The sequence below is a fragment of the Oceanicaulis sp. genome (assembly GCF_051859625.1).
In the GTDB taxonomy this organism is placed as follows: domain Bacteria; phylum Pseudomonadota; class Alphaproteobacteria; order Caulobacterales; family Maricaulaceae; genus Oceanicaulis.
Window position 1 is genome coordinate 34219 of sequence record NZ_JBHYFH010000001.1, and the last position, 17928, is coordinate 52146.

At 58.8% G+C, this 17928-nt stretch carries 18 protein-coding genes; 6 read left to right on the forward strand and 12 right to left on the reverse strand.

Annotated elements, in window-relative coordinates:
• Window positions 1–209 precede the first annotated feature (209 nt).
• From ACTIGF_RS00125 to ACTIGF_RS00135, 3 genes are all read left to right on the forward strand, one after another.
• Window positions 210–3176 carry a TonB-dependent receptor plug domain-containing protein gene (locus tag ACTIGF_RS00125; protein ID WP_439634937.1) on the forward strand — a complete coding sequence of 989 codons (2967 nt, stop codon included), beginning with the start codon at window positions 210–212 and terminating at the stop codon, window positions 3174–3176.
• An 85-nt stretch (window positions 3177–3261) separates the two neighbouring features.
• Window positions 3262–5364 (forward strand): S9 family peptidase, encoded by a 2103-nt coding sequence (locus ACTIGF_RS00130; RefSeq protein WP_439634938.1) that lies wholly within the window; start codon window positions 3262–3264, stop codon window positions 5362–5364.
• A 645-nt stretch (window positions 5365–6009) separates the two neighbouring features.
• Complete coding sequence (locus ACTIGF_RS00135) at window positions 6010–6990, forward strand: hypothetical protein (protein WP_439634939.1); 981 nt, start codon at window positions 6010–6012, stop codon at window positions 6988–6990.
• Between the two features lie 67 nt (window positions 6991–7057).
• Here ACTIGF_RS00135 and ACTIGF_RS00140 read toward each other — a convergent pair whose 3' ends face one another.
• Window positions 7058–8209 (reverse strand): hypothetical protein, encoded by a 1152-nt coding sequence (locus tag ACTIGF_RS00140; protein WP_439634940.1) that lies wholly within the window; start codon window positions 8207–8209, stop codon window positions 7058–7060.
• A gap of 712 nt (window positions 8210–8921) precedes the next feature.
• Between ACTIGF_RS00140 and ACTIGF_RS00145 the strand changes: the two genes are divergently transcribed.
• Window positions 8922–9218 (forward strand): hypothetical protein, encoded by a 297-nt coding sequence (locus ACTIGF_RS00145; protein ID WP_439634941.1) that lies wholly within the window; start codon window positions 8922–8924, stop codon window positions 9216–9218.
• A 429-nt stretch (window positions 9219–9647) separates the two neighbouring features.
• On the opposite strand, the gene ACTIGF_RS00150 is transcribed toward ACTIGF_RS00145, so the two are convergent.
• The 4 genes from ACTIGF_RS00150 to ACTIGF_RS00165 are packed head-to-tail and all read right to left on the reverse strand — an operon-like array spanning window position 9648 to window position 11441.
• Window positions 9648–10031 carry a DUF1353 domain-containing protein gene (locus tag ACTIGF_RS00150; RefSeq protein ID WP_439634942.1) on the reverse strand — a complete coding sequence of 128 codons (384 nt, stop codon included), beginning with the start codon at window positions 10029–10031 and terminating at the stop codon, window positions 9648–9650.
• The gene (locus ACTIGF_RS00155; protein WP_439634943.1) at window positions 10028–10579 is read right to left on the reverse strand and encodes a hypothetical protein; all 552 of its coding nucleotides are present in this window, start codon (window positions 10577–10579) and stop codon (window positions 10028–10030) included. The genes ACTIGF_RS00150 and ACTIGF_RS00155 overlap by 4 nt, the downstream gene beginning before the upstream one ends.
• A 29-nt stretch (window positions 10580–10608) precedes the next feature.
• Window positions 10609–11115, reverse strand: a complete 507-nt coding sequence (locus tag ACTIGF_RS00160) for a glycoside hydrolase family 108 protein (RefSeq protein WP_439634944.1) — start codon at window positions 11113–11115, stop codon at window positions 10609–10611.
• On the reverse strand, window positions 11112–11441 hold the full coding sequence (locus tag ACTIGF_RS00165) for a hypothetical protein (RefSeq protein WP_439634945.1): 330 nt from the start codon (window positions 11439–11441) through the stop codon (window positions 11112–11114). The genes ACTIGF_RS00160 and ACTIGF_RS00165 overlap by 4 nt, the downstream gene beginning before the upstream one ends.
• A gap of 99 nt (window positions 11442–11540) precedes the next feature.
• On the opposite strand from ACTIGF_RS00165, the gene ACTIGF_RS00170 reads away from it, so the two are divergent.
• Together ACTIGF_RS00170 and ACTIGF_RS00175 are read left to right on the forward strand one after the other, a co-directional pair.
• Complete coding sequence (locus ACTIGF_RS00170; protein ID WP_439634946.1) at window positions 11541–11810, forward strand: hypothetical protein; 270 nt, start codon at window positions 11541–11543, stop codon at window positions 11808–11810.
• A gap of 79 nt (window positions 11811–11889) precedes the next feature.
• Window positions 11890–12126, forward strand: a complete 237-nt coding sequence (locus tag ACTIGF_RS00175) for a hypothetical protein (RefSeq protein ID WP_439634947.1) — start codon at window positions 11890–11892, stop codon at window positions 12124–12126.
• A 13-nt stretch (window positions 12127–12139) separates the two neighbouring features.
• Here the strand turns inward: ACTIGF_RS00175 and ACTIGF_RS00180 are convergent, their stop codons facing one another.
• Genes ACTIGF_RS00180 through ACTIGF_RS00210 form a run of 7 tightly spaced genes read right to left on the reverse strand, consistent with a single transcriptional unit; the run spans window position 12140 to window position 17679 of the window.
• Window positions 12140–12529 (reverse strand): hypothetical protein, encoded by a 390-nt coding sequence (locus ACTIGF_RS00180; protein ID WP_439634948.1) that lies wholly within the window; start codon window positions 12527–12529, stop codon window positions 12140–12142.
• Between the two features lie 8 nt (window positions 12530–12537).
• Entirely contained in the window at window positions 12538–13386 is an 849-nt protein-coding gene (locus ACTIGF_RS00185) for a hypothetical protein (RefSeq protein ID WP_439634949.1), read from the reverse strand.
• A gap of 9 nt (window positions 13387–13395) precedes the next feature.
• Window positions 13396–13740: a hypothetical protein gene (locus ACTIGF_RS00190; protein ID WP_439634950.1), complete on the reverse strand. Its 345-nt coding sequence runs from the start codon at window positions 13738–13740 to the stop codon at window positions 13396–13398.
• Window positions 13725–14087, reverse strand: a complete 363-nt coding sequence (locus tag ACTIGF_RS00195; protein WP_439634951.1) for a hypothetical protein — start codon at window positions 14085–14087, stop codon at window positions 13725–13727. Before ACTIGF_RS00195 ends, ACTIGF_RS00190 begins: the two co-directional genes overlap by 16 nt.
• A gap of 9 nt (window positions 14088–14096) precedes the next feature.
• The gene (locus tag ACTIGF_RS00200) at window positions 14097–15137 is read right to left on the reverse strand and encodes a LamG-like jellyroll fold domain-containing protein (protein WP_439634952.1); all 1041 of its coding nucleotides are present in this window, start codon (window positions 15135–15137) and stop codon (window positions 14097–14099) included.
• Complete coding sequence (locus ACTIGF_RS00205) at window positions 15137–15985, reverse strand: hypothetical protein (protein ID WP_439634953.1); 849 nt, start codon at window positions 15983–15985, stop codon at window positions 15137–15139. The genes ACTIGF_RS00200 and ACTIGF_RS00205 overlap by 1 nt, the downstream gene beginning before the upstream one ends.
• The gene (locus tag ACTIGF_RS00210) at window positions 15982–17679 is read right to left on the reverse strand and encodes a hypothetical protein (protein WP_439634954.1); all 1698 of its coding nucleotides are present in this window, start codon (window positions 17677–17679) and stop codon (window positions 15982–15984) included. The genes ACTIGF_RS00205 and ACTIGF_RS00210 overlap by 4 nt, the downstream gene beginning before the upstream one ends.
• Window positions 17680–17928 lie beyond the last annotated feature (249 nt).

Here is a 17928-nt window from a genome sequence, read left to right on the forward strand (position 1 = left end):
ACGCAATGCATTATGAGGGATACGCATTTGATGTTGAACCCTTATTTCTCTGAGCCTGCTGATTGAACTCCAGTTCGAGACCCATAATCCGGGGTGGTCCCGAACATGGCGCCCAAACGCAACACAGCATCATCGGGGAAACAATGAGTCATAAAAAACAATTGCTTAATGCCAGCTGCTTAATCGCGCTCTATGCAATCACCGCGCCCATGGCTGTTGCACAAAATGCAACAAACGAGAGTCAAAATGCTGCGGCGCCCGCAGAGGATGTAATTACGGTTACAGGATCTCGCATTCAACGCGCCAGCAACGCAGAGTCCGCGGTCCCGCTTCAGGTCTTTAGTGCGGAAGATCTGCAGGAATCGGGCACCACCGATCTGGCTGAAGCTCTGGTTGAACTGCCGGGCGTCTCACCCAGCATTTCCCCGAAAAACTCTAACAACCTCATCCAGACCAGCGGCCTGTCGACGATCAGCCTGCGCCGGCTGGGCGATGACCGCACCCTGGTTCTGATCAACGGCATGCGCGCCGTATCCAACTCGGGCAATTCAGATCGCGTCAGCCTGAGCACCCTGCCCGTCGGTTTTGTCGAACGCACCGAAGTCACTACGGGCGGCGCCTCGGCGATCTATGGTTCTGACGCCATCGCCGGCGTGGCGAACTTCATGCTCGAAGACGATTTCGAAGGCCTGAGCGTGGACGCTCGCTACACCACGCCTGAAGCCAGCGGCGGCGACGAGTATCGCGCCAACGTGCTCTGGGGCTCCCGCTTTCAGGACGACCGCGGCTATGTGCTGTTCGGCGTCAGCTATCGCGATCTGGAGATGATCCGCGCCGACGACACGCGTCCGGAATCCATCGCGGCGATCAGCTTTGACGATCCTTCAACATCCTCCAATGACGCGTTCGCAGACCAGCTGAACGCACCGGGTTGTTCGACCGTCTTTACTGAGCGCCACTGCTTTCTCGGCAGCAATTCCAGTTATACGCCCGGCGGCGTTTTCGAAGGCGGCGACGCCTGGTTCGTCGACGGTCAGTGGTTCAATGACAAGTCCTTGCAGCCGAGTGATCGCTCAGGCTCGTCGGACTTCTTCTCGGATGTGGATGGCTATAACTACCGCCCGGGCCGCACGCTGCTTGGCGCGCGTGAGCTGCTCAATATCGGCCTGACCTCGTCCTATGAGTTCACGCCAACGATGACAGGCTCGGTTACGGCGCTCTATTCCGACATCGAATCGCGCACGGCCGGCGGCTACCAGACCCTCGGCAGCTCAAGCGATTTCGGTGTTCAGGAAGCCTTCTCGGTCGGCAATATGTCGTCCAGCCATCCCTTCATCCCGGCAGAGGTGGAGGAAACGCGATCCGGCTCCGTATCATTCACCCGCCGGCTTGTAGAATTGGGCGAACAAGCCCGCATCAATGAGCGCACCACCCTCCGCCTCATGGCGGACCTGGATGGTCAGCTCAATGATCGTTTCGACTGGACCATGTTCGCCACCTACGGCCACTTCACCCAGGATCAGCAAAATCCCAATGAGGTGAACTATTACAACGCCCAGCAGGCCCTCGACATCGAAAGCGACGGCAATGGCGGCTATCAGTGTTCTGATGCGGCCGCACGGGCCGATGGCTGCGTCCCGCTGAACCTCTTTGGCGAAGGCTCGATCTCAGAAGCAGCTGCGGACTATATCCGCTATAACGGCTTCGCGACCCAGTCTCGCACCCAATACACCGCGGGCGGTTACATCACAGGCGACCTGTTCGACATCTGGGCTGGCTCGGTCAAGACCGCAGCAGGCGTTGAATTCCGCCGCGAAGAGCAAACCACTACCGGCGACCCAGATGGCGACCTGGTCGGCGGTCTCGACGGCGATCCCACGACCGAGGACCGCGAACGCACCTCGCTGTCCACCTTCCCGTCCATGAGCGCCAGCTATAATGTGGTCGAAGGCTATGCCGAGATCGATGTGCCGCTGATCGCGGACCAGCTGAACTTCCAGGCGGCGGCCCGCGTCGCGGACTACGACACGATTGGAACGATCTTCAGCTACAATGCCGGCATCGTCTGGCGTCCGATTGATGATTTCGGTCTGCGGGCGCAGTACTCGCGCTCCCAACGTGCGCCGAACATCACCGAGCTGTTCTCCCCGCCCCGTCCCGATTCTGACAGCCTGTCCGATCCATGCGAAGGCTTGCTGCAGGATGGCTCGGGTCTGGATCAACCTGAAGGCTCAGGCGGCCAAAACGCAGATCTGGCCATCGTGACGGCGAACTGCCTGGCTGACCCTGGCATCCAGGCGTATTTCAGTGACGTGGACAATATCGATCCCGACACTGGATTGTATTACGAATTCGATCCGAGCAGCTCGGTTCAGGGTCCGAACTCGGGCAACCCGAACGTCAAGGAAGAAACCGCTGACACCTTCACGGTGGGCGCTATCTTCCAGCCGCGCTGGATCGATAATTTCACCCTGATCGTGGACTATTACTCTATCGAGATTAATGACGCGATCACATCGATCTCGACCCAGGACACTGTGGACCTTTGCTATTCCGCAGCGGATTATCCGAATAACAAGTTCTGTGACGTGATCACCCGCAGCCCCACCTCCGGTGAAGTGGTCGAGGTGATCAACTACCAAGAAAACCTCAACAGCGAGACGGTTGAGGGCATTGATCTCTCTATCGATTATCGCTTCGAGCTGCCCAAGGTTCCGGGCCGGTTCGATATGGACTTCCGCTTTAGCCACTACATCACCGACGAGGTGGAGTTTGAAGGCATTGCGGGCACCGTACTGACCTCTACTTCGCTGGGCGAAATCAACACGCCTGAGAATGAAGCACGCTTGCGGATGGGCTATAGCAATGGTCCGTTCCGGACGAGCTACACCATCACCTATGCCGAGGGCGGTGTGGACGATCTGCTGAACAACCCCAATCCGGGCGATGACCGGTATTTCAGCGTGGGGGATGAATACTTCCACCGCGTCTACGCCAGCTACACCTTTGGCGATGATGACCAGTATCGTGTCTATGGCGGCGTCAACAACATCTTCGACAATCTGGGCCCGCTCCTGCCGTCAGGTCTTGATAACGGCAGCAGCCTGAACATTGTCGAATCGCTCAACGATCCGACGGGACGCGAGTTCTATGTGGGTCTGCGTGCGTCCTTCTAGGCAGGCGATCGACGCCTGATGCTTCAGGGGCGCGTCGCAAGGCGCGCCCCTTTTTCTTCCAAGCCCAGACACAGAGCTTTCCCAGATGTCCTTGTCCGCCTTTCGCCTTGCCCTGATCCTGTCATGCGCCTGCGTGTCAGCGTCCGCCATGGCGCAGACCACCCCGCCCCCGATGAACGCCATCGACTTCCTGAGCCTGGAAAAGCTCAGCGAGCCTCAGGCGGCGCCGGGCGGGCGCTATTACAGCTTTGAAGTCAGCACGGCGGACTGGGGCAAGAACCGCCGCGACACCGCGCTTCATATCCGCCGCCTCACCGACAATTCAGACATCACCATCACCCTGCCTGAAGGCGAGGACGACCCGGTCGACAACGCCGTGTGGTCGCCGCGCGGCGACGCCTTCGTCACGGAAATGGAGCTGGAGGATGATGATCGGGAACAGCTCTACCTTTACACCGTGGCCACCGGCGAGTTCAGACGCCTGACAGATCATGGCGCCTCGATATCCTCCCCAGTCTGGGCGCCCGACGGGGAAACGATCTATTTTCGCGCTGAAGAGCCTCTGAGCGAAACCGAGTCCTGGCTGCGTCGGAAACGCTGGGTGCTCACCGCCTATGATGTTGACGAGCCCGATCTCGTCTGGTCCGTCAGCCTTGAGACCGGAGAGGTCCAGCCCGTCCTCGCAGCGCCAGACGGCTATGTGCGCGGCCTGTCGATTTCAGCTGACGGACAATCCCTGCTCATCAGCTCCGCGCCCGGGCCGCTGATTGACGACCGCCAGGCGGGCGAGTTGTGGCGGTATGATCTCGCCGAACGCAATTTCAGCCAGCTGACCTGGAACACCCATTCTGAATCAAGCGCCCAGCTTTCTCCCGATGGCGCACGTTTCGCGTATATCGCCACGGTCAACGCCGCAGGCGAGCCGTATTACGAGGACAATCTGTTCGTTCAGCGAGTCGGCGCCCGACAGGCTGAACTCATCCTGCCCGACCTCGCGATGGAGGTGGCGGATTTCGCCTGGGACGCCACGTCGACGGGGGTGTTCATTCTCGGCAATACGGGGCTGCGGACCCAGCTCTATCATTATGACCTGTCCAGCCGGCGGCTGAACGCTCTGACGAGTGGCGACCATGTCATCTCCGATTGGTCTTTTGATCCCGACACCGGTCTTCACAGCTTCATCCGCACCGACGCGTCAACGCCGGGCGAAATGTACCTGGGCACGACGGAAACCGGCTTTCAACCTGTCACCCGTTGGCATGGCGGTCTGGGCGAGCGTTTTGCGCTGCCTGCGCAACAAGCCGTCAGCTGGAGCGCAGAAGACGGACAGCGCATAGAAGGCCTGCTGGTCCGCCCTGTGGGCTATGAAACCGGCGATGTGTTCCCGTTGATCACCATCGTTCATGGCGGCCCGCGCTCGTCCTCCCAGTTCGGCGCCTGGAACACCTCTCGCGCCATTCCGGTGCTGACCGGCCAGGGATATGGCGTGTTGCTGCCCAACCATCGCGGCGGCACAGGCTATGGCGACGCGTTCATGCGCGACATGGTGGGCGGCTATTTCACCCATGCGGACACCGATGTGCTCGCGGGCGTCGACGCCATGGTCGTACGCGGGCTGGCCGACCCGGAGCGCCTGATCATCATGGGGTGGAGCGCCGGAGGACATATGACCAATCGCCTGATCACGGTGACGGACCGCTTCATCGCCGCGTCATCCGGCGCCGGGGCGTCTGACTGGGTGTCCATGTACGGCGAAAGCGACACACGGTTTAACCGCACGCCCTGGTTCAGCGCCGCGCCTTGGCAGGAGGGTGCGGACCCCAGCGTTTACCAGGCGCACTCACCACTCTGGAACGCGTGGAAAGTCACCACGCCGACGCTGTTTTTTGTGGGTGAGAGCGATGAGCGCGTGCCGCCCACCCAGTCGATCATGATGCATCGCGGCGTCCAGGCGGCGGGCGTCGACACCAGGCTCTATGTAGCGCCGGACCAGCCGCACAATTACCGGCGACTGAGCTATCAGCTTTTCAAGATCAATACCGAGCTCAGCTGGTTCGCCGAGCATGCCGATCTGCCTGAGTACCGCCCTGTGCTACCGGAGCAAGCCTCTATGGAGCATGCGGGCGCAGACAATGAGGAAGCGTCAGACGAGGGCGTGGAAGACCGCGCCGCCGCGTCACCCTTCTAGGGCGCGTGTCACGGCGGCACCAACTGACAGTCTTTAGGGGCGCCCTGTGCAAACGGGGCGCCTCAAATATTTCGGGTTCTGTTTCATCACAGGGCTTTGGCTGCTGCCGATACTTGGGTCGCAGGGCCTGCTGATGAACTCACGGGAATAAGTGGTGGAGGGGGCTGGATTCGAACCAGCGTACGCCGAAACGGGCAGATTTACAGTCTGGAAGATACCCTTTGTTTTCAGCGCCCATTCCGAACTTTCCCGTTCCGTTCACGGCATAGAGATACAAGGGCTTAAAACGGCGGTTCGGAATAGTGCTCGGTTTATTTTGCCTTTTTATCTCAGAGCACCTGAGGCTTTCACCAACACTGGATCAACTCGCCACGACGTTGATCTTCAAGGCTATACCTATGCGGAGAATATATTTGACGCCTAACCAGTAATTGAACTGCTCATCTGGGAAGGTTATACCGTGCCCTGGGAAGGACGCCGGCATGACTGGTGCGGGGCGCGATAGACATTGCGAAAGAGTGTCCGCTGAATCGCCAACAGCTCATAGTGAGAGCAACGATCAGTGATAAGAGTCGGCTCTTATTCTCTACGCAGTAGTTGCATTTTTGGTGCCTTGAACAAGGCTGCAATAACTAGCTGGGTTTTATGCGCAAAGTCTTGGTTTTTGGGAATGGACTCGGGCGAGCCCTGTCCAATGATGATTATAGCCTTCCGGCGGCAATTCAGCGGACGTGTAATGACCACGAACTGATTACGCTTGAGCATCTAAACTTGATGCGCGAATTCCTACGCAAAGAGCCTGCCGAGGGGATAGAAGAGGTTGATCTCGATGATCTGCACCGGGCGATATTCGCTTGTGATTTTCTAGCGAGTAGCGCGAGGGGCGACGAAGAAATTCTGACCCAGAACGGTATTGCGCTGCCCGGCATTTTTGGGCGTTTCGTTCATAACGTCGCGACGAAGTTATCTCTTGCTGAACATTCGTTGCCGGATGAGTTTGCAAACTCGCTCGCGGATTTCCTACGGGCATCGAAGTCGCATATCGCGACGTTGAACTATGACCAGCTCCTCTATGACGCTTTAATCAGCCGAGACATCTTTCGTGGATATGCCGGTGAACTCATCGATGGACTGACGAACGCCGGATACCGCCACCAAAACCTCAAAGCCCTCGGTAATAATAATTTCGGGCTATATCTACACCTTCATGGTTCCCCATTGGTGTTTGAGCGCGGCGAAGGAATTTACAAGCACGCGAAGGCTGACCTTCACTACGAAACTGGCGATGAAGCCGTTGGTAGGCACCTTGTTCTCACGAATGTGCAGCACAAGACTTTGGTGATCGAGCAATCGTCACTGCTGGCGTCGTATTGGCGCTGGTTCGCTTGGACACTCCGGCAGCCTGATATCACCGGATTGATATTCTTCGGTTTGAGTGCGCAGGACGAACACCTTATTCGTACCATTCAAAATCATCTGCCGCCAAACAAGCCGATCCGCGTAATCGAGTGGTCCGGTGAAGCCGGAGATCGTGAAGCTCATTGGCGCGAGAAGTTCTCAAAATTCGAGCGGGTGGACGTTGAGCCGCACGACGACATTCTCACTTTCGGAGGGTGGCAAGATTAACATCTAGTTGTGATTATCTATTTCACTTTTAGTTGGTGTGGCGTCGTACATTCCGTCGGCATCGCGATTATGTCGAGCCTAAATCGGCACCGATGATAGATACGAGTATCTCTCGCTCTTCGTCTTTTGGCAGCGTAAATTTAAATTGGTTTGCCGCCTCGTGGATTGAGGTCGGTCCGGACGCGTAATTGGGGTGTTTCTGCGGGGCTGTTTCGAGCTGCTTGCGAACCTGAGAGAAATCTCGGTTCCTGTTAAATACAATAAGTGCGGTTTTGGTGTCTCTCCACGTCAAATAGCCGAGCAATTGGTCGATCGCCTCAAGCAGTTGCTTCTCGCCCTTCCAGAACTTGCATTCAGCGACGAAGAGGTTCGACCCTTCATGTTGGATAAGAATATCTGTTTTCCCTGAGAAGTTGAACGCCTCGCCTTTGGCGCTTTCGAAGTGCGAGTTCAGGGGCACAAGCAGGATATCTCGAAGGGATTCTTCGTCTAACTCTCGCATGCGTCGCGAGCTTTGTTCGATGCTCTCAATCGAACCCGAAAGTAGGCCAATGATGGTCGTGTACTGTGCAGCATCGAGTGTTGGTTCCGGATTGCGGGCCTTTTTCATCGGAGGGAGCTTAGGAGAGATTTTCTGCTTCACTGCCGGAGGGGTGAAGGTCTTCGCATCACCGGGCTTCTCCTTCAGTTTTACGCCTATAGTCGAAAGGCTCGATGCTACTTTCTTCTGCTTCAGGAGGCGCTCTCTGCGATGCTCGATTTGCCCACGAGCAGCGGCGGCGAGTTGACCTGGGAGGCCTTTCCAGAGCGTTTCGTGCCACCCGAGGTATTGGATTAGCGATGCTTTAATGCGCTCGAAACTCTGCGTCACCTGCTCTTCGGATAACTCTCGGGCAGCGACCGAAAAACAAACGGATTGGCCCTTTATCGTCGCGTTTGGTGGGTTCGTGTCCCATGTGTCTGGGCGCATCTTGAATACATCGGCTTCGCCGGAGAATGGGATTTCGAAGTCAATTGCCATTCCCTTTACGGATACCCAACGGTCATCCCAGCGGTCATGAACCTCGATGTTGCGTTCGTGCTCTGTGGCGGTTGCATTCTCGAAGTCGAGTTCCGGCACCTCAACACCGAATTTCTCTACGAAGTAAGCAACTAGTTGCTCGATATCTGTGTTGAGCACACGCTCTTCCGTAAGCGACTCAACTTCCTGCTTCGCCACATCGATCTGATTTCGAAATACCTGAGAGCCGTCGTGTTCTGAGAATAGGTATCTGGTTGAACTGCCTCGCATATTTCCTTCTCCTACTAATTTCATCGTCGCCTACGGTCTGATTCCAGTTTTATCATGGGGCATGCTCAGCCTGAACTCGCGATTAAGTCGAGTGCGGTTGCGCGCTTAGCTGGCGCAGGTGGAGTTGAATTGCGTGGTCCCGAAAAGGAACGTTTCTGGGACGCGATAGCAGCAATTCGCCAGAGGCTAGCAGATGCATGAAATTCAATCTGAATATGCGTCCCGAAATGTCCGCATTTGGGATGACGCCGTCGTCGTAACACCCGCTCAGTTTGAAAGTACGCGGTCACACTATCCTGCTAACTTTCCCTCATGACCACGCCGCAGCACCATATTGCAGGCTTTCGCCTGACCTGCGCCCAGGGCTGCATCAAGCCGCGATGGTTTGATGCCGGCCCGGGTGGCGGGAACGCAGCAACTGTGGAAGCGCAGGCGCGAGCGCGACGTTGCCCGCGATGCCGGGAGCCCGTGACCGTCGAGGCGGTCTATGCGGATGAGAACGGGCGGATCGCAAAAGGTCCCTCGAAGGGTGTTCCGGGCCTGAGACGAAAATCCTAGTCGCGCGCTCACGATTCCCTCTAGACGGGAATCCACATTCGCGTCATGGTTTATTCACAACTGTGAATAAACGGGGGAACACATGTCATCTCTTGCTCTTACAGGCGAAGAACGTCTGATGGCTCGTGAGGCTCAGCCGCGCGCTGCAGCCTTGAGATTATTGATCGAGGCCAACCAAAGCGCAGCAACACGGATTGAAGTCCTTGCAGCTTTTCTGAGGGCAGGAAGAGGTCAACCGAACATGCTCTATGCTCTCGCCATTACAGACGAAATCTATGAGGCATTGACGGGTTTGCGGCTTCCTCAGGATATGGAACAACTCGACCGCGAGCTAATCGAACAATTCAAAATCGAGGCGCGACGGCGCTTGGGTGATTGAGTTGGATACAGCTGAAAAATGCAGGCACAAAAAAAGTCCCGCCCGGTGTGAACCGTGGCGGGGCTTTGATTGCTGCACTCTCGAAGCGCTTTCTCTATGGTCGGCCGCGGAAATGCTGAACTGACGAGGTGAGACCCCATGAGCCTGCGAAAAACAGATCGCGAAAAGTATGAGCGTCTTCGACGAGCTGAAGATGCTTTGGGGCTTGAACACCTTGCCACCAAAGCCATGGAGCCTGGTAGGTTTTTCATCAAAAGAGCTCCTGACATTCAAATCGAAGTATATCAGTCGCTCCTTCAGGAATATGTGCTCACCAGAAAGACTGAAATTGCTCGACAAGAACGCATTCATGATCTTTGCATCATCGCCCTGATCACTTGGCTCGGCGCCATGATGGGCGCGGGTTTCACCACATGGCTGACGAGGCCTTTACCGCCCCCAACCCTTAGCGCCGCCCAGTCGCACAGCACGGAAGAGCAGCGAACGCTGGAGGGCGCTGACGCCGGCAGCCTTCATCCCTTCGAGGAAGGTCCGGTCAGCCAGGAACCGGCTGTCGATGCGGTTGATGTAGAGCCAATCGTGGATGACCGCGGCCCCGGCATAGAGGCCACCGGGGGGAGCGAACCGCCAGCAAGCGCGGGGGACGCTGGCAAAATCCGTCTCAAAGCCCCTGGGCGCCGTCCGAGCGTAGACGATCCCCTCGACCTCGCACCGGAGCGTCAAAGGCTCCAGCAATAGCCAAACGGGCCGCCCCTGTTTGAGACGGCCCGTCAGCTCGACACGGAGTGGGTTCAGAAAAGCGGGCAGCGTCATTCCAACGCCGCCCGGATCTGATCGCGGAAGGCGGTGATCACCTCGTCGCGCGATCGCTCGCCCGCAATGACTTCACGGACCAGCCGCGCGCACCCCGCCTCGATGGCTTGACGCCCCCTCACCGCCGCCTGGGCCTCGCGCGCGGCGCCGATCCGAGGGATGCCGGCAGCCACATCTCCGAGGAATCGCAGCACACCGGAGCCCATCACGTCTTCAATCGTCATTTGAACGTCGAGGGCGTCAGCTTCATAGAAGACCGCCTCGCCGGCCACGATCCGGTCCAGCGCATCGGCCGCAGAGGACAGACGCGAGTTCAGAGCCGTACGATCCACATCCGAAAGCTGGATGTATTTGGCGGCCTGGGCGGTCTTCGCAAGCTCACACGCTGCCGCCACCGCGGCGCCGTCCGAGGTGAGCGCGCCCGCCTCATCGCGGGGCGCGTTGATGTCGTGAGCCGTCCGCTCGATCAGATCCACACGATCAAGACTAGCGCAGGCCGTCAGGGTGAGCGCGCACAGAAGCGCGCCCGCTGCTTTGAGCAGGTTCATAGTCGTCTCCATTTCAGGGATTGGTGGCCTCAGGCCAGGCGGGCCGCAGCCCAGAGAATCGCAAGGAGGCGGCGCGTCCAGCCCTTGCGGAAGGTCGGCCAGATCGAAAGGCCGGTGTAGTGCCACATGCGCCGGGCACTCAGTTCGATCACCGCGCGCGCCGTATCAACGGCGTTCGCCTTGGCGACCGTATTCGGGCCGATCACGCCGTCAGCGACCGCACCGACGCTCTCCTGAAGCCAACGCTTCGCCCGCGCCGGGCCTTGGTTCACCGCGCAGTCGAAAGCGACGAGTGCGAGAGGTGGGGGAAGATCATCGCCCCGGACCAGGTTCCAGTATTTGGCCCGGTAGATGCGCGAGGCCTCATCGACCGTGAGAGATTGCACCTCGTCTTTGGTGACGGGGCAGCCTCGCCATGCGGCCAGGGTTTTCCGAGTGATGCCCATGTTCGTGGCCCCGCCCGGATCAACCGGGTGATCGACATAGCCGCCCTCGTGCTTGAGGACGTGCTGAAGGCAGGTTTCAAAGGCGCTCATGGTCGCTCTCTCCGTTCTTCTCGAAGGGATCGGATCTCAGCCTCTGCCGCATCCAGACGCCGCTCCAGCTGGCCGAGGCGGTTGTCCCTCAACGCCAGCTCCGCATGCGCCCGATCAGCGCTGTAGCGGTTCCTGTTGTCAGACGAGATCACTTGCTGAAGCGATGTGACCTGCGTCTCCAGACGGACGATGGTTTGCCCCTGCTGGCTCACGGCCTGACCGATCCAAAGCACAAGTGCGACGACAACGGCTGACAGCGCCGTCTGTGCGTGGCGCTCAAGAGCAGACGGACGCGCCTGCATAGGTTCGGCAGTCTCTTCCGACACCGCTCCCTCCTCATGAAAAAGCCCGGCACAGGGCCGGGCGGGTTGATCAGTTTGTTCTCGTGATGTTCACTCCCCGCCCCTTATCGAAGGAGACGGGAAATGGGCTGGAAGTCCGAGCGTCAGCTGCTCGATCTCGACCCCGGTCTGAGGATCGAGTTCAACTGCGAGCCGGGCGGATGCGGAAGCGCCGCCAAGCCGACAGTCGAAGAGGTGATCCGCAAGTTCGCGGCGCGCGGCGTCGAGGAGCCTCAGCAGCTCTATCTCGATGAAGTCGAGGCGCGCCTGACCTGCCGGAACTGTAGACGGCGCATGGTCATCCTCAATGTTGACGAGGATCAGGCAGAGGCGTTCCAGGGCGGGATGCCCTAAAAAGATGCAAGCTCAAGGTTGATTTCCACGTCGCCGCTTCCCTTATCGCATGACGCCTTAACCATGAAAGGAACGCAGAATGGCGGGCTGGAAAATTCGCTCAGTTACTCCAAACATCACGAAGCAAACCGTGTTCGTAAGCATTACGCCTACTCAGAACGTGCATCCGGGAATCGTGTTGCAGGATATCCCATATGATGGCTCAGGTGAGTTCACCACCAAGGAACTTGAGAGCCGAGCTTTGTCAGCTTGCCATGCAGCTCTTGAAGCTGCCCTAGAAGCTATTGAGGAACAACAGGCTATCCTCGAGCGCTAAAACTCAGCTGGGATCAGGCGAGCCTGGTCCCGGCAAGCACTTCGGCTTTACGCTCAGGGGCGAGCAGCCCCCACGCGATGTAGAAGTCGAGGGCCGCACTGACGGCTGGATCCTCAAGGTCGATATACGCGGCCTGATCAAAGTCAGCCCGCATGGTCAGGTAGAGCCGAGCCGAGAGCCAAGCATTCAGCTCTTCCGTCTCTGTCGGCGTCGGCGCCAGTGGATCGACCGGCTCTGGCGTCTCCCCCTTCACCGTATCCTGTGCCTTCTGGCGGAAAACCTCTTCGGCCTGCCGCTCTTCGAAGGTGAAGAGGAGACGGAACTGGCCCTGGTCAATGCCGGGCGTTTCGAGTGCGGCGATCCGGGTTTCCAGAGCCGTAATTTTATCTTCGAGGGTGCTCATGGTCGCTCCTAGACGTAAAAGCCGAACAGGCGGAAATCGGAAACGAGCGGGCTGGAGCCGCTGGTCGAGATATTGTTGATACGCCATCGCGTGCTTGAATAAGGTGCCGGACAATAAACCGTTTCGTTGCCTGACCCGGAAACCGGCATGTCCACCACATCAACCCACACACCGCCAACAAAAGCCTGAAACCGACCTGTCTCTGGCTTGTTCGAAGCGAACGTCCCTCGGTTCCATTGAGCCGTATGGATTACGCATTCGTCATCGAACTCATATTCAAGCCATGCCGGTTGAGTATCCGGTATCCACCAATCCGCCGTTGAGGCATTTACTGCATATGACGGCCCTGCTGCACCTGATTGACTGGAAGAGGCCATGATCTCACCGACCCCGCTTGTATCCGCGCCAGTGCTGTGGTTTGGGATCGTTGCCGCCGTGAGTTCCGTTGACGCCGTGAAGGTTCCGCGCGCGGTCGCATCAGCCATAATGGAACCGAACAGAAGTGGGGCCTCGAACACGGCGCGGAGGTTCGCTTCTGACCCGGCTATCAGGGCCATAGCTGCGCTCGACCCAACAACCTCAGCCCTGAAAAAAGGGTCAGTGCTCAGTGACACTAAGGCGTTTTCATCGCTGAGAACTGCCTGAAAGTCCGCACCTGACGCGACTAGCTCGTCCACGGTTCCGCTAGAGACTGTGAGCCCAAAGAGACGATCCAGAGACCCGGCCAAGGCCGCTGCCTGATTGATAAGCTTCCAGCCATACTGGATGGAATTCGCATTGATCGCCTGAACGATAGCAAGCTCGCCAATCGTTACATCAGCCGCGCCACCGCCCGGATATTGAGATTGAAACCCCATGTGAGCCTCCTATTGCGTCGCGTCGAAGTGGGCGAAGGCCCAGACGTTCATGATCTGGTCGGCCTTCACCCAGACAGTGACGCCCGCCTCGCAGGCGATCCGGTCAATCGGCTGGATGGCGTCCTTGTCGATCTCGACGGGGCGCATGACGCCGGCAACGTCATCGGAGGCTGGCTCAGCGTCACCGTGAACGAGAGCGATCAGCGCCGTCGCCTTCGATGATCCTCGGTTCTGAAGCTGGATCGAGGCGGTGTATTCGTCATTCGCCGTCAGGCTCCGGACGCCCTGCCCCATGACCTTCAACCAGCTTCCAGCCGATGTCAGGGCGATGTTTGTTTTCAAAGAACCGGCCATTGGTCGTCTCCATTTGCAAAGAGGAAGGCGCGGGCCGCGGGCTTCAGCGCGGCGGCGCGGGATGCGGCGAGCGCCGCTGATTGTGTCGCTGAAAGCTCTGAGGCCTCGGCGGAGGTGCGCGCGTCCTCGACAGCTTGAGCATCCGTCTCAGCTTGCGTCCGGGCTTCGCTGATCGCTGACGTGTCGGCCTGAGCCTGTGCGACCGCATCGAGCGCAAAGGTGATCACCGCCGAGTAATCCTGCGAGACGACGCTGAACTGCTCGATGATCGCGGTCTGTGTGAGCAGGTCAAAACCTGTCGTGTCCCACGCCTGAAGGCGCGAGACCGCATCCGTTGGATAGGTCATGAGAGCCCCTTAGAGCAGGGTGAAATCGAAGGGCGGGACAGCAGCGCGCGCAGAGCTTGCGGCGGAGGCGACTGCGGTGGCGTGGGCGGATGCCGGCGCGACCAGGGCCGTTATCGCGTCAGCGTCATTTTCTACGGCGCTAACATCGAGAGTGGGCAAGGTCTGTATAGAGGCTGTTGCGCCAGCCATCGCTCTAACCGTGCGCCCAACGAGCGAGACCCCACCCTCTTCGACGAGATACCCGCCAGCGGCGAGGCCACCGGGGTTCGAGGAGACGTCGAAGGGGTAGAGGTTCACGCTAGAGAGCAAGCCCTCATCATCGCCTATTCCCGCACGATAGAGGGCGAGTGCATCAGCCTGGCCTAGCTCGACTTCATGCCAGTACAGATAGTCTTGGGCCCGGCCAATGAAACCGCCGTTTGCCACGCTATCATCTGGGTTGCGTGCATCACTGTTTCCACCAACGACCCAATCTCCGCCATGTCCAGAAAGTTGCTCACCTACACCGCAGGAGCTTGACGCAGCAAGTCTTCCGTTGAGGTAGAGCGTCTGAATGTCATTTGACGTATTGCAAGTCATAAGGAGGTGGCAGAGCTGACCTTCAGATATCCCGAACCCGGAAGATGAAGCGACACTTGTTACGGCGCCCCCTTCGGCCATAACGATCTTGACCTCACCACCTTCAACGAAGGCCGCCCAAGAGTTCGTGCCGCCGCCCTCTTCCCATAGACACTGCAAGGCGTTCATTTGGTCGATGATGAACCACAGCGACACAGAGCGCCGAATGAAAGAGTAGACTTCATCTTCAGGCTTATCTGGAGCAGCGCCGTCGTTCACATACCAACTATTGCCAAGCCTAACCCCCGCACCCGCAGTAGCCAGGGCTATTGATTGTGAGGTCATCGTCGGGATTATTGATGACGCGAAGGAAATCTGATCGCCAGCTTCAGTATAAGTCGGTAGCGAATGAATTTCCTCAGCGATATCGCCATCAAACAAACAGCGGAAGCGCGGCGCTAGATTTCGAACAATAGTATTATATCGGCTCATCAAAGCACCTGTTTGAAGCGGATCGGAACGCGGTCATGATCAGGCATGGCGCGCTGGCTCGGGGTCAGCTCAGCGAGCCGCGCCGCCCATTGGGTCAGAGGCTTGAAAAGCGCCTCAGAGGGCTCTTGGACGAAGATGAAGACCCCATCTAAATCCAGCTCTCGATGCATGCGATCGACAAGACTTCGGCGCTCTGTCCGGGGCATGATCAACTCGCCCTGAAAGATGCGAGGCTTGTTCCGCCGCTCATAGGTGTCGACGCCGCCCGCGCTCGTCTGGCGCTTCGAACGGGCCTCGAAGCCCTCCGTCGCGCCATACTGAGGATTGACCGTCAGCTCGTTAGCGGTCGCGAAGGCGACGAAACCAAGATCCACGAACCCGTCAGGGTTGGCGGTGTCGTCGATGCTGACCCGAACCTTTGAGGCGAGCCGGTTCTGATCGAAGAGTTGAACGAACGTCCCGATCTCCTGCTCTAGCTCGCGAGCGTCAGGTCGAAGGCTCATAAATGATGGGTCCCCCCACGCGAGGGAAAACGCGCCATAGACCTCCGGCCAGGCGTCTTTCCAACCGCTATCGGCCAGCACCCCGTCAGCCGAGTTCAAAAGCTCGACGCGAACCTGAGCCTGAAGGCTGAGATTGTGGTCGCAGAGCGCCACGCAGCCGGTCGGAAGCGTGCTGTCGAAGGTGGCGACGAATTGCGTGTCCGCGGTCGCCAACCCCGCCGAACGGGCCGGATCGGAGAGGACCGGGCTCAGCGCTCGATCCAGAGGACGGGCCGTTGACCAGTCACCCCCGCTGAGCGTGGCGTTATGGAGCGGAAAGCCGATGGTGACGTTCTTCTGGGTCATTCTCGAACTCCGAGCGTGATGGTTCCGGCCGTCAGGTCGTGGGCGATCTCGCGCACCACCGTGCTGATCACTGCGCCGGACCAGCGACTTTCATGAATATCGACCCGCGCGCCGAGATCGAGCGCTTCAAACGCCGCCTCATCAGCAGGGATGATCACGCTATGAAACCAAGCGCCTTGTGCGGCTCGAAGCTCTTCCGCCACAGTTTCAGCTTGCGTTTTGTCGTTCAGGATCGTGTCGAGACGCATCGAGGACGCAAGAAGGTGCTTTGATGCGACGCCCGCGCCCTCGACGACTGAGCGCGCAAAATCACGGCTGATCCGCTCTGCCCGCGCAGGGGCCGTGTCCCAGAGAGCGCCTAGATCAGAGAAGACTGCATGAGACTTCGCATAGCCGACGCTGATCTCTTTCGCGGGTTTTCCGAGGCGAACCCGGTCAAGCTCCGTCGCCCGGCGAGCGCCGCCCCCTGGCGACCGCACCTGCGGCCCGTAGACGCCGATGACACCAGCGCCGACTTCTGGCGTCAGGCGTGCGGCGGAGAGCTTTCCGAGCCGGTCGAAGAAGATCACGGCGCCGAGGCTCCGTGCGACCTCTGAAACAGCATCAAGGATGGTTGCTTCACCTGGCCACCAGCCGCCTATGGGCCAATCACGTTCAAGCGCTTCAAGATCAGTTCGCCTTGTAGGAAGTTCATAGTCTGTATAGCCGATCTGATCGTCTATAGAGGCCGATTGGCCGAACGTTTTGATCAAAGGCGATGCTGTAAGTCCTGGCTCACCCTGCAAGCCTCGAACATTGATCTGAAAGGCGCCCTGTTCGACAGGCCCGGTAAAGGTCAATCGAACAGAGTTGAAAGACGCGATGGAGGTTCCGGCACTTACCAAAGCCTGCCATGTCTCTGTGAGTGTGACGGTTACGACTGGCGTTGCTCCGGGGTTTCCATTCCAATTTGCGAAGAATTGTAGAACCTTGCCTACGTCTTCAGACCGCGCTGCTTTGACCTCACATTGGAACGCGTAATCACTCTGAGCGTCGAAACCGGAAAGCATGGCTCTGAAAACGCCACTGTTCGAGTTCAGCTGTATGGTTTTACTGTCGATTACTGACGCGCCTCCGCCATATGTCCCGATGGTCGATGAGGCGCTCGTCATCGAGAGATCGTCACTGTAGTCAATCAGGTTCTGACGGATGATCGGCGTCATCGTTTGAGCGCGTTGTGCAATCTGCCGGAGCTGTGATGATCCGGCACTGGTGGCGGTCGCCACGTCAGCCGCCATCTTGTCGTGATCCTGAGGACGAGAGCCGAGGCGGACGAAGGTGCCGGAAGCGGTCGAGAGAACCCGGTACTGCCCACTGGCCGGCGCCGTGGATTTCATCGCCGCCATGTCGGCATAATCTGAGCCCGCCGTCAGGGCCACGCCGAGATCGAACACGCCGCTGACCGTCGCCGCCCCATCATGAACCGCGGCGATCAGCAGAACCCGGTCAAGCCAGAACAGGGGAACCGAGACAGCCGCCCCGGCGATCACCGGCATGCGTTCGCCGTCCGCCTCCGGCCACTCCGCCGCATCGACGGTCGAGCCGATTGGCGTGTTCAGCTCTTCGAGCCGGTCCCTGAGCGTGATCGTGACCTTCAAGCGCTGAACCTGAAGCTCGGTGACGGTGCCTCGATAAACGGGCTCGCATTCCGTCATCGCCCGCGCGCCTGCTGGCGCGAAGAGGATGCGGAGAGCCCGCCCGTCGAAGCCCTTCTCACCGAGGGCGTCGAGCGCGCCATCAGAGTTATCGAGTATGATCGCCCCGAAATCCTGCCCCGCCGCTCCCGAGGAAGACCCGGCCCCATCCGTCTGACGACGAACGGTAAGCCGGGCCTCAGAGCTGACGCGCCCGTCATACTGGCCCCGATACAGCGCCGCAGCCGGATCCGTGGGGGCGAACCCCCG

Coding starts and splice junctions, on each gene's coding strand:
- ACTIGF_RS00125 (WP_439634937.1), top strand. CDS start 210: ATGGCTGTTGCACAAAATGCAACAAACGAGAGTCAAAATGCTGCGGCG.
- ACTIGF_RS00130 (WP_439634938.1), top strand. CDS start 3,262: ATGTCCTTGTCCGCCTTTCGCCTTGCCCTGATCCTGTCATGCGCCTGC.
- ACTIGF_RS00135 (WP_439634939.1), top strand. CDS start 6,010: ATGCGCAAAGTCTTGGTTTTTGGGAATGGACTCGGGCGAGCCCTGTCC.
- ACTIGF_RS00145 (WP_439634941.1), top strand. CDS start 8,922: ATGTCATCTCTTGCTCTTACAGGCGAAGAACGTCTGATGGCTCGTGAG.
- ACTIGF_RS00150 (WP_439634942.1), bottom strand. CDS start 10,031: ATGACGCTGCCCGCTTTTCTGAACCCACTCCGTGTCGAGCTGACGGGC.
- ACTIGF_RS00155 (WP_439634943.1), bottom strand. CDS start 10,579: ATGAACCTGCTCAAAGCAGCGGGCGCGCTTCTGTGCGCGCTCACCCTG.
- ACTIGF_RS00160 (WP_439634944.1), bottom strand. CDS start 11,115: ATGAGCGCCTTTGAAACCTGCCTTCAGCACGTCCTCAAGCACGAGGGC.
- ACTIGF_RS00170 (WP_439634946.1), top strand. CDS start 11,541: ATGGGCTGGAAGTCCGAGCGTCAGCTGCTCGATCTCGACCCCGGTCTG.
- ACTIGF_RS00175 (WP_439634947.1), top strand. CDS start 11,890: ATGGCGGGCTGGAAAATTCGCTCAGTTACTCCAAACATCACGAAGCAA.
- ACTIGF_RS00180 (WP_439634948.1), bottom strand. CDS start 12,529: ATGAGCACCCTCGAAGATAAAATTACGGCTCTGGAAACCCGGATCGCC.
- ACTIGF_RS00185 (WP_439634949.1), bottom strand. CDS start 13,386: ATGGGGTTTCAATCTCAATATCCGGGCGGTGGCGCGGCTGATGTAACG.
- ACTIGF_RS00190 (WP_439634950.1), bottom strand. CDS start 13,740: ATGGCCGGTTCTTTGAAAACAAACATCGCCCTGACATCGGCTGGAAGC.
- ACTIGF_RS00195 (WP_439634951.1), bottom strand. CDS start 14,087: ATGACCTATCCAACGGATGCGGTCTCGCGCCTTCAGGCGTGGGACACG.
- ACTIGF_RS00200 (WP_439634952.1), bottom strand. CDS start 15,137: ATGAGCCGATATAATACTATTGTTCGAAATCTAGCGCCGCGCTTCCGC.
- ACTIGF_RS00205 (WP_439634953.1), bottom strand. CDS start 15,985: ATGACCCAGAAGAACGTCACCATCGGCTTTCCGCTCCATAACGCCACG.
- ACTIGF_RS00210 (WP_439634954.1), bottom strand. CDS start 17,679: ATGACGGAATGCGAGCCCGTTTATCGAGGCACCGTCACCGAGCTTCAG.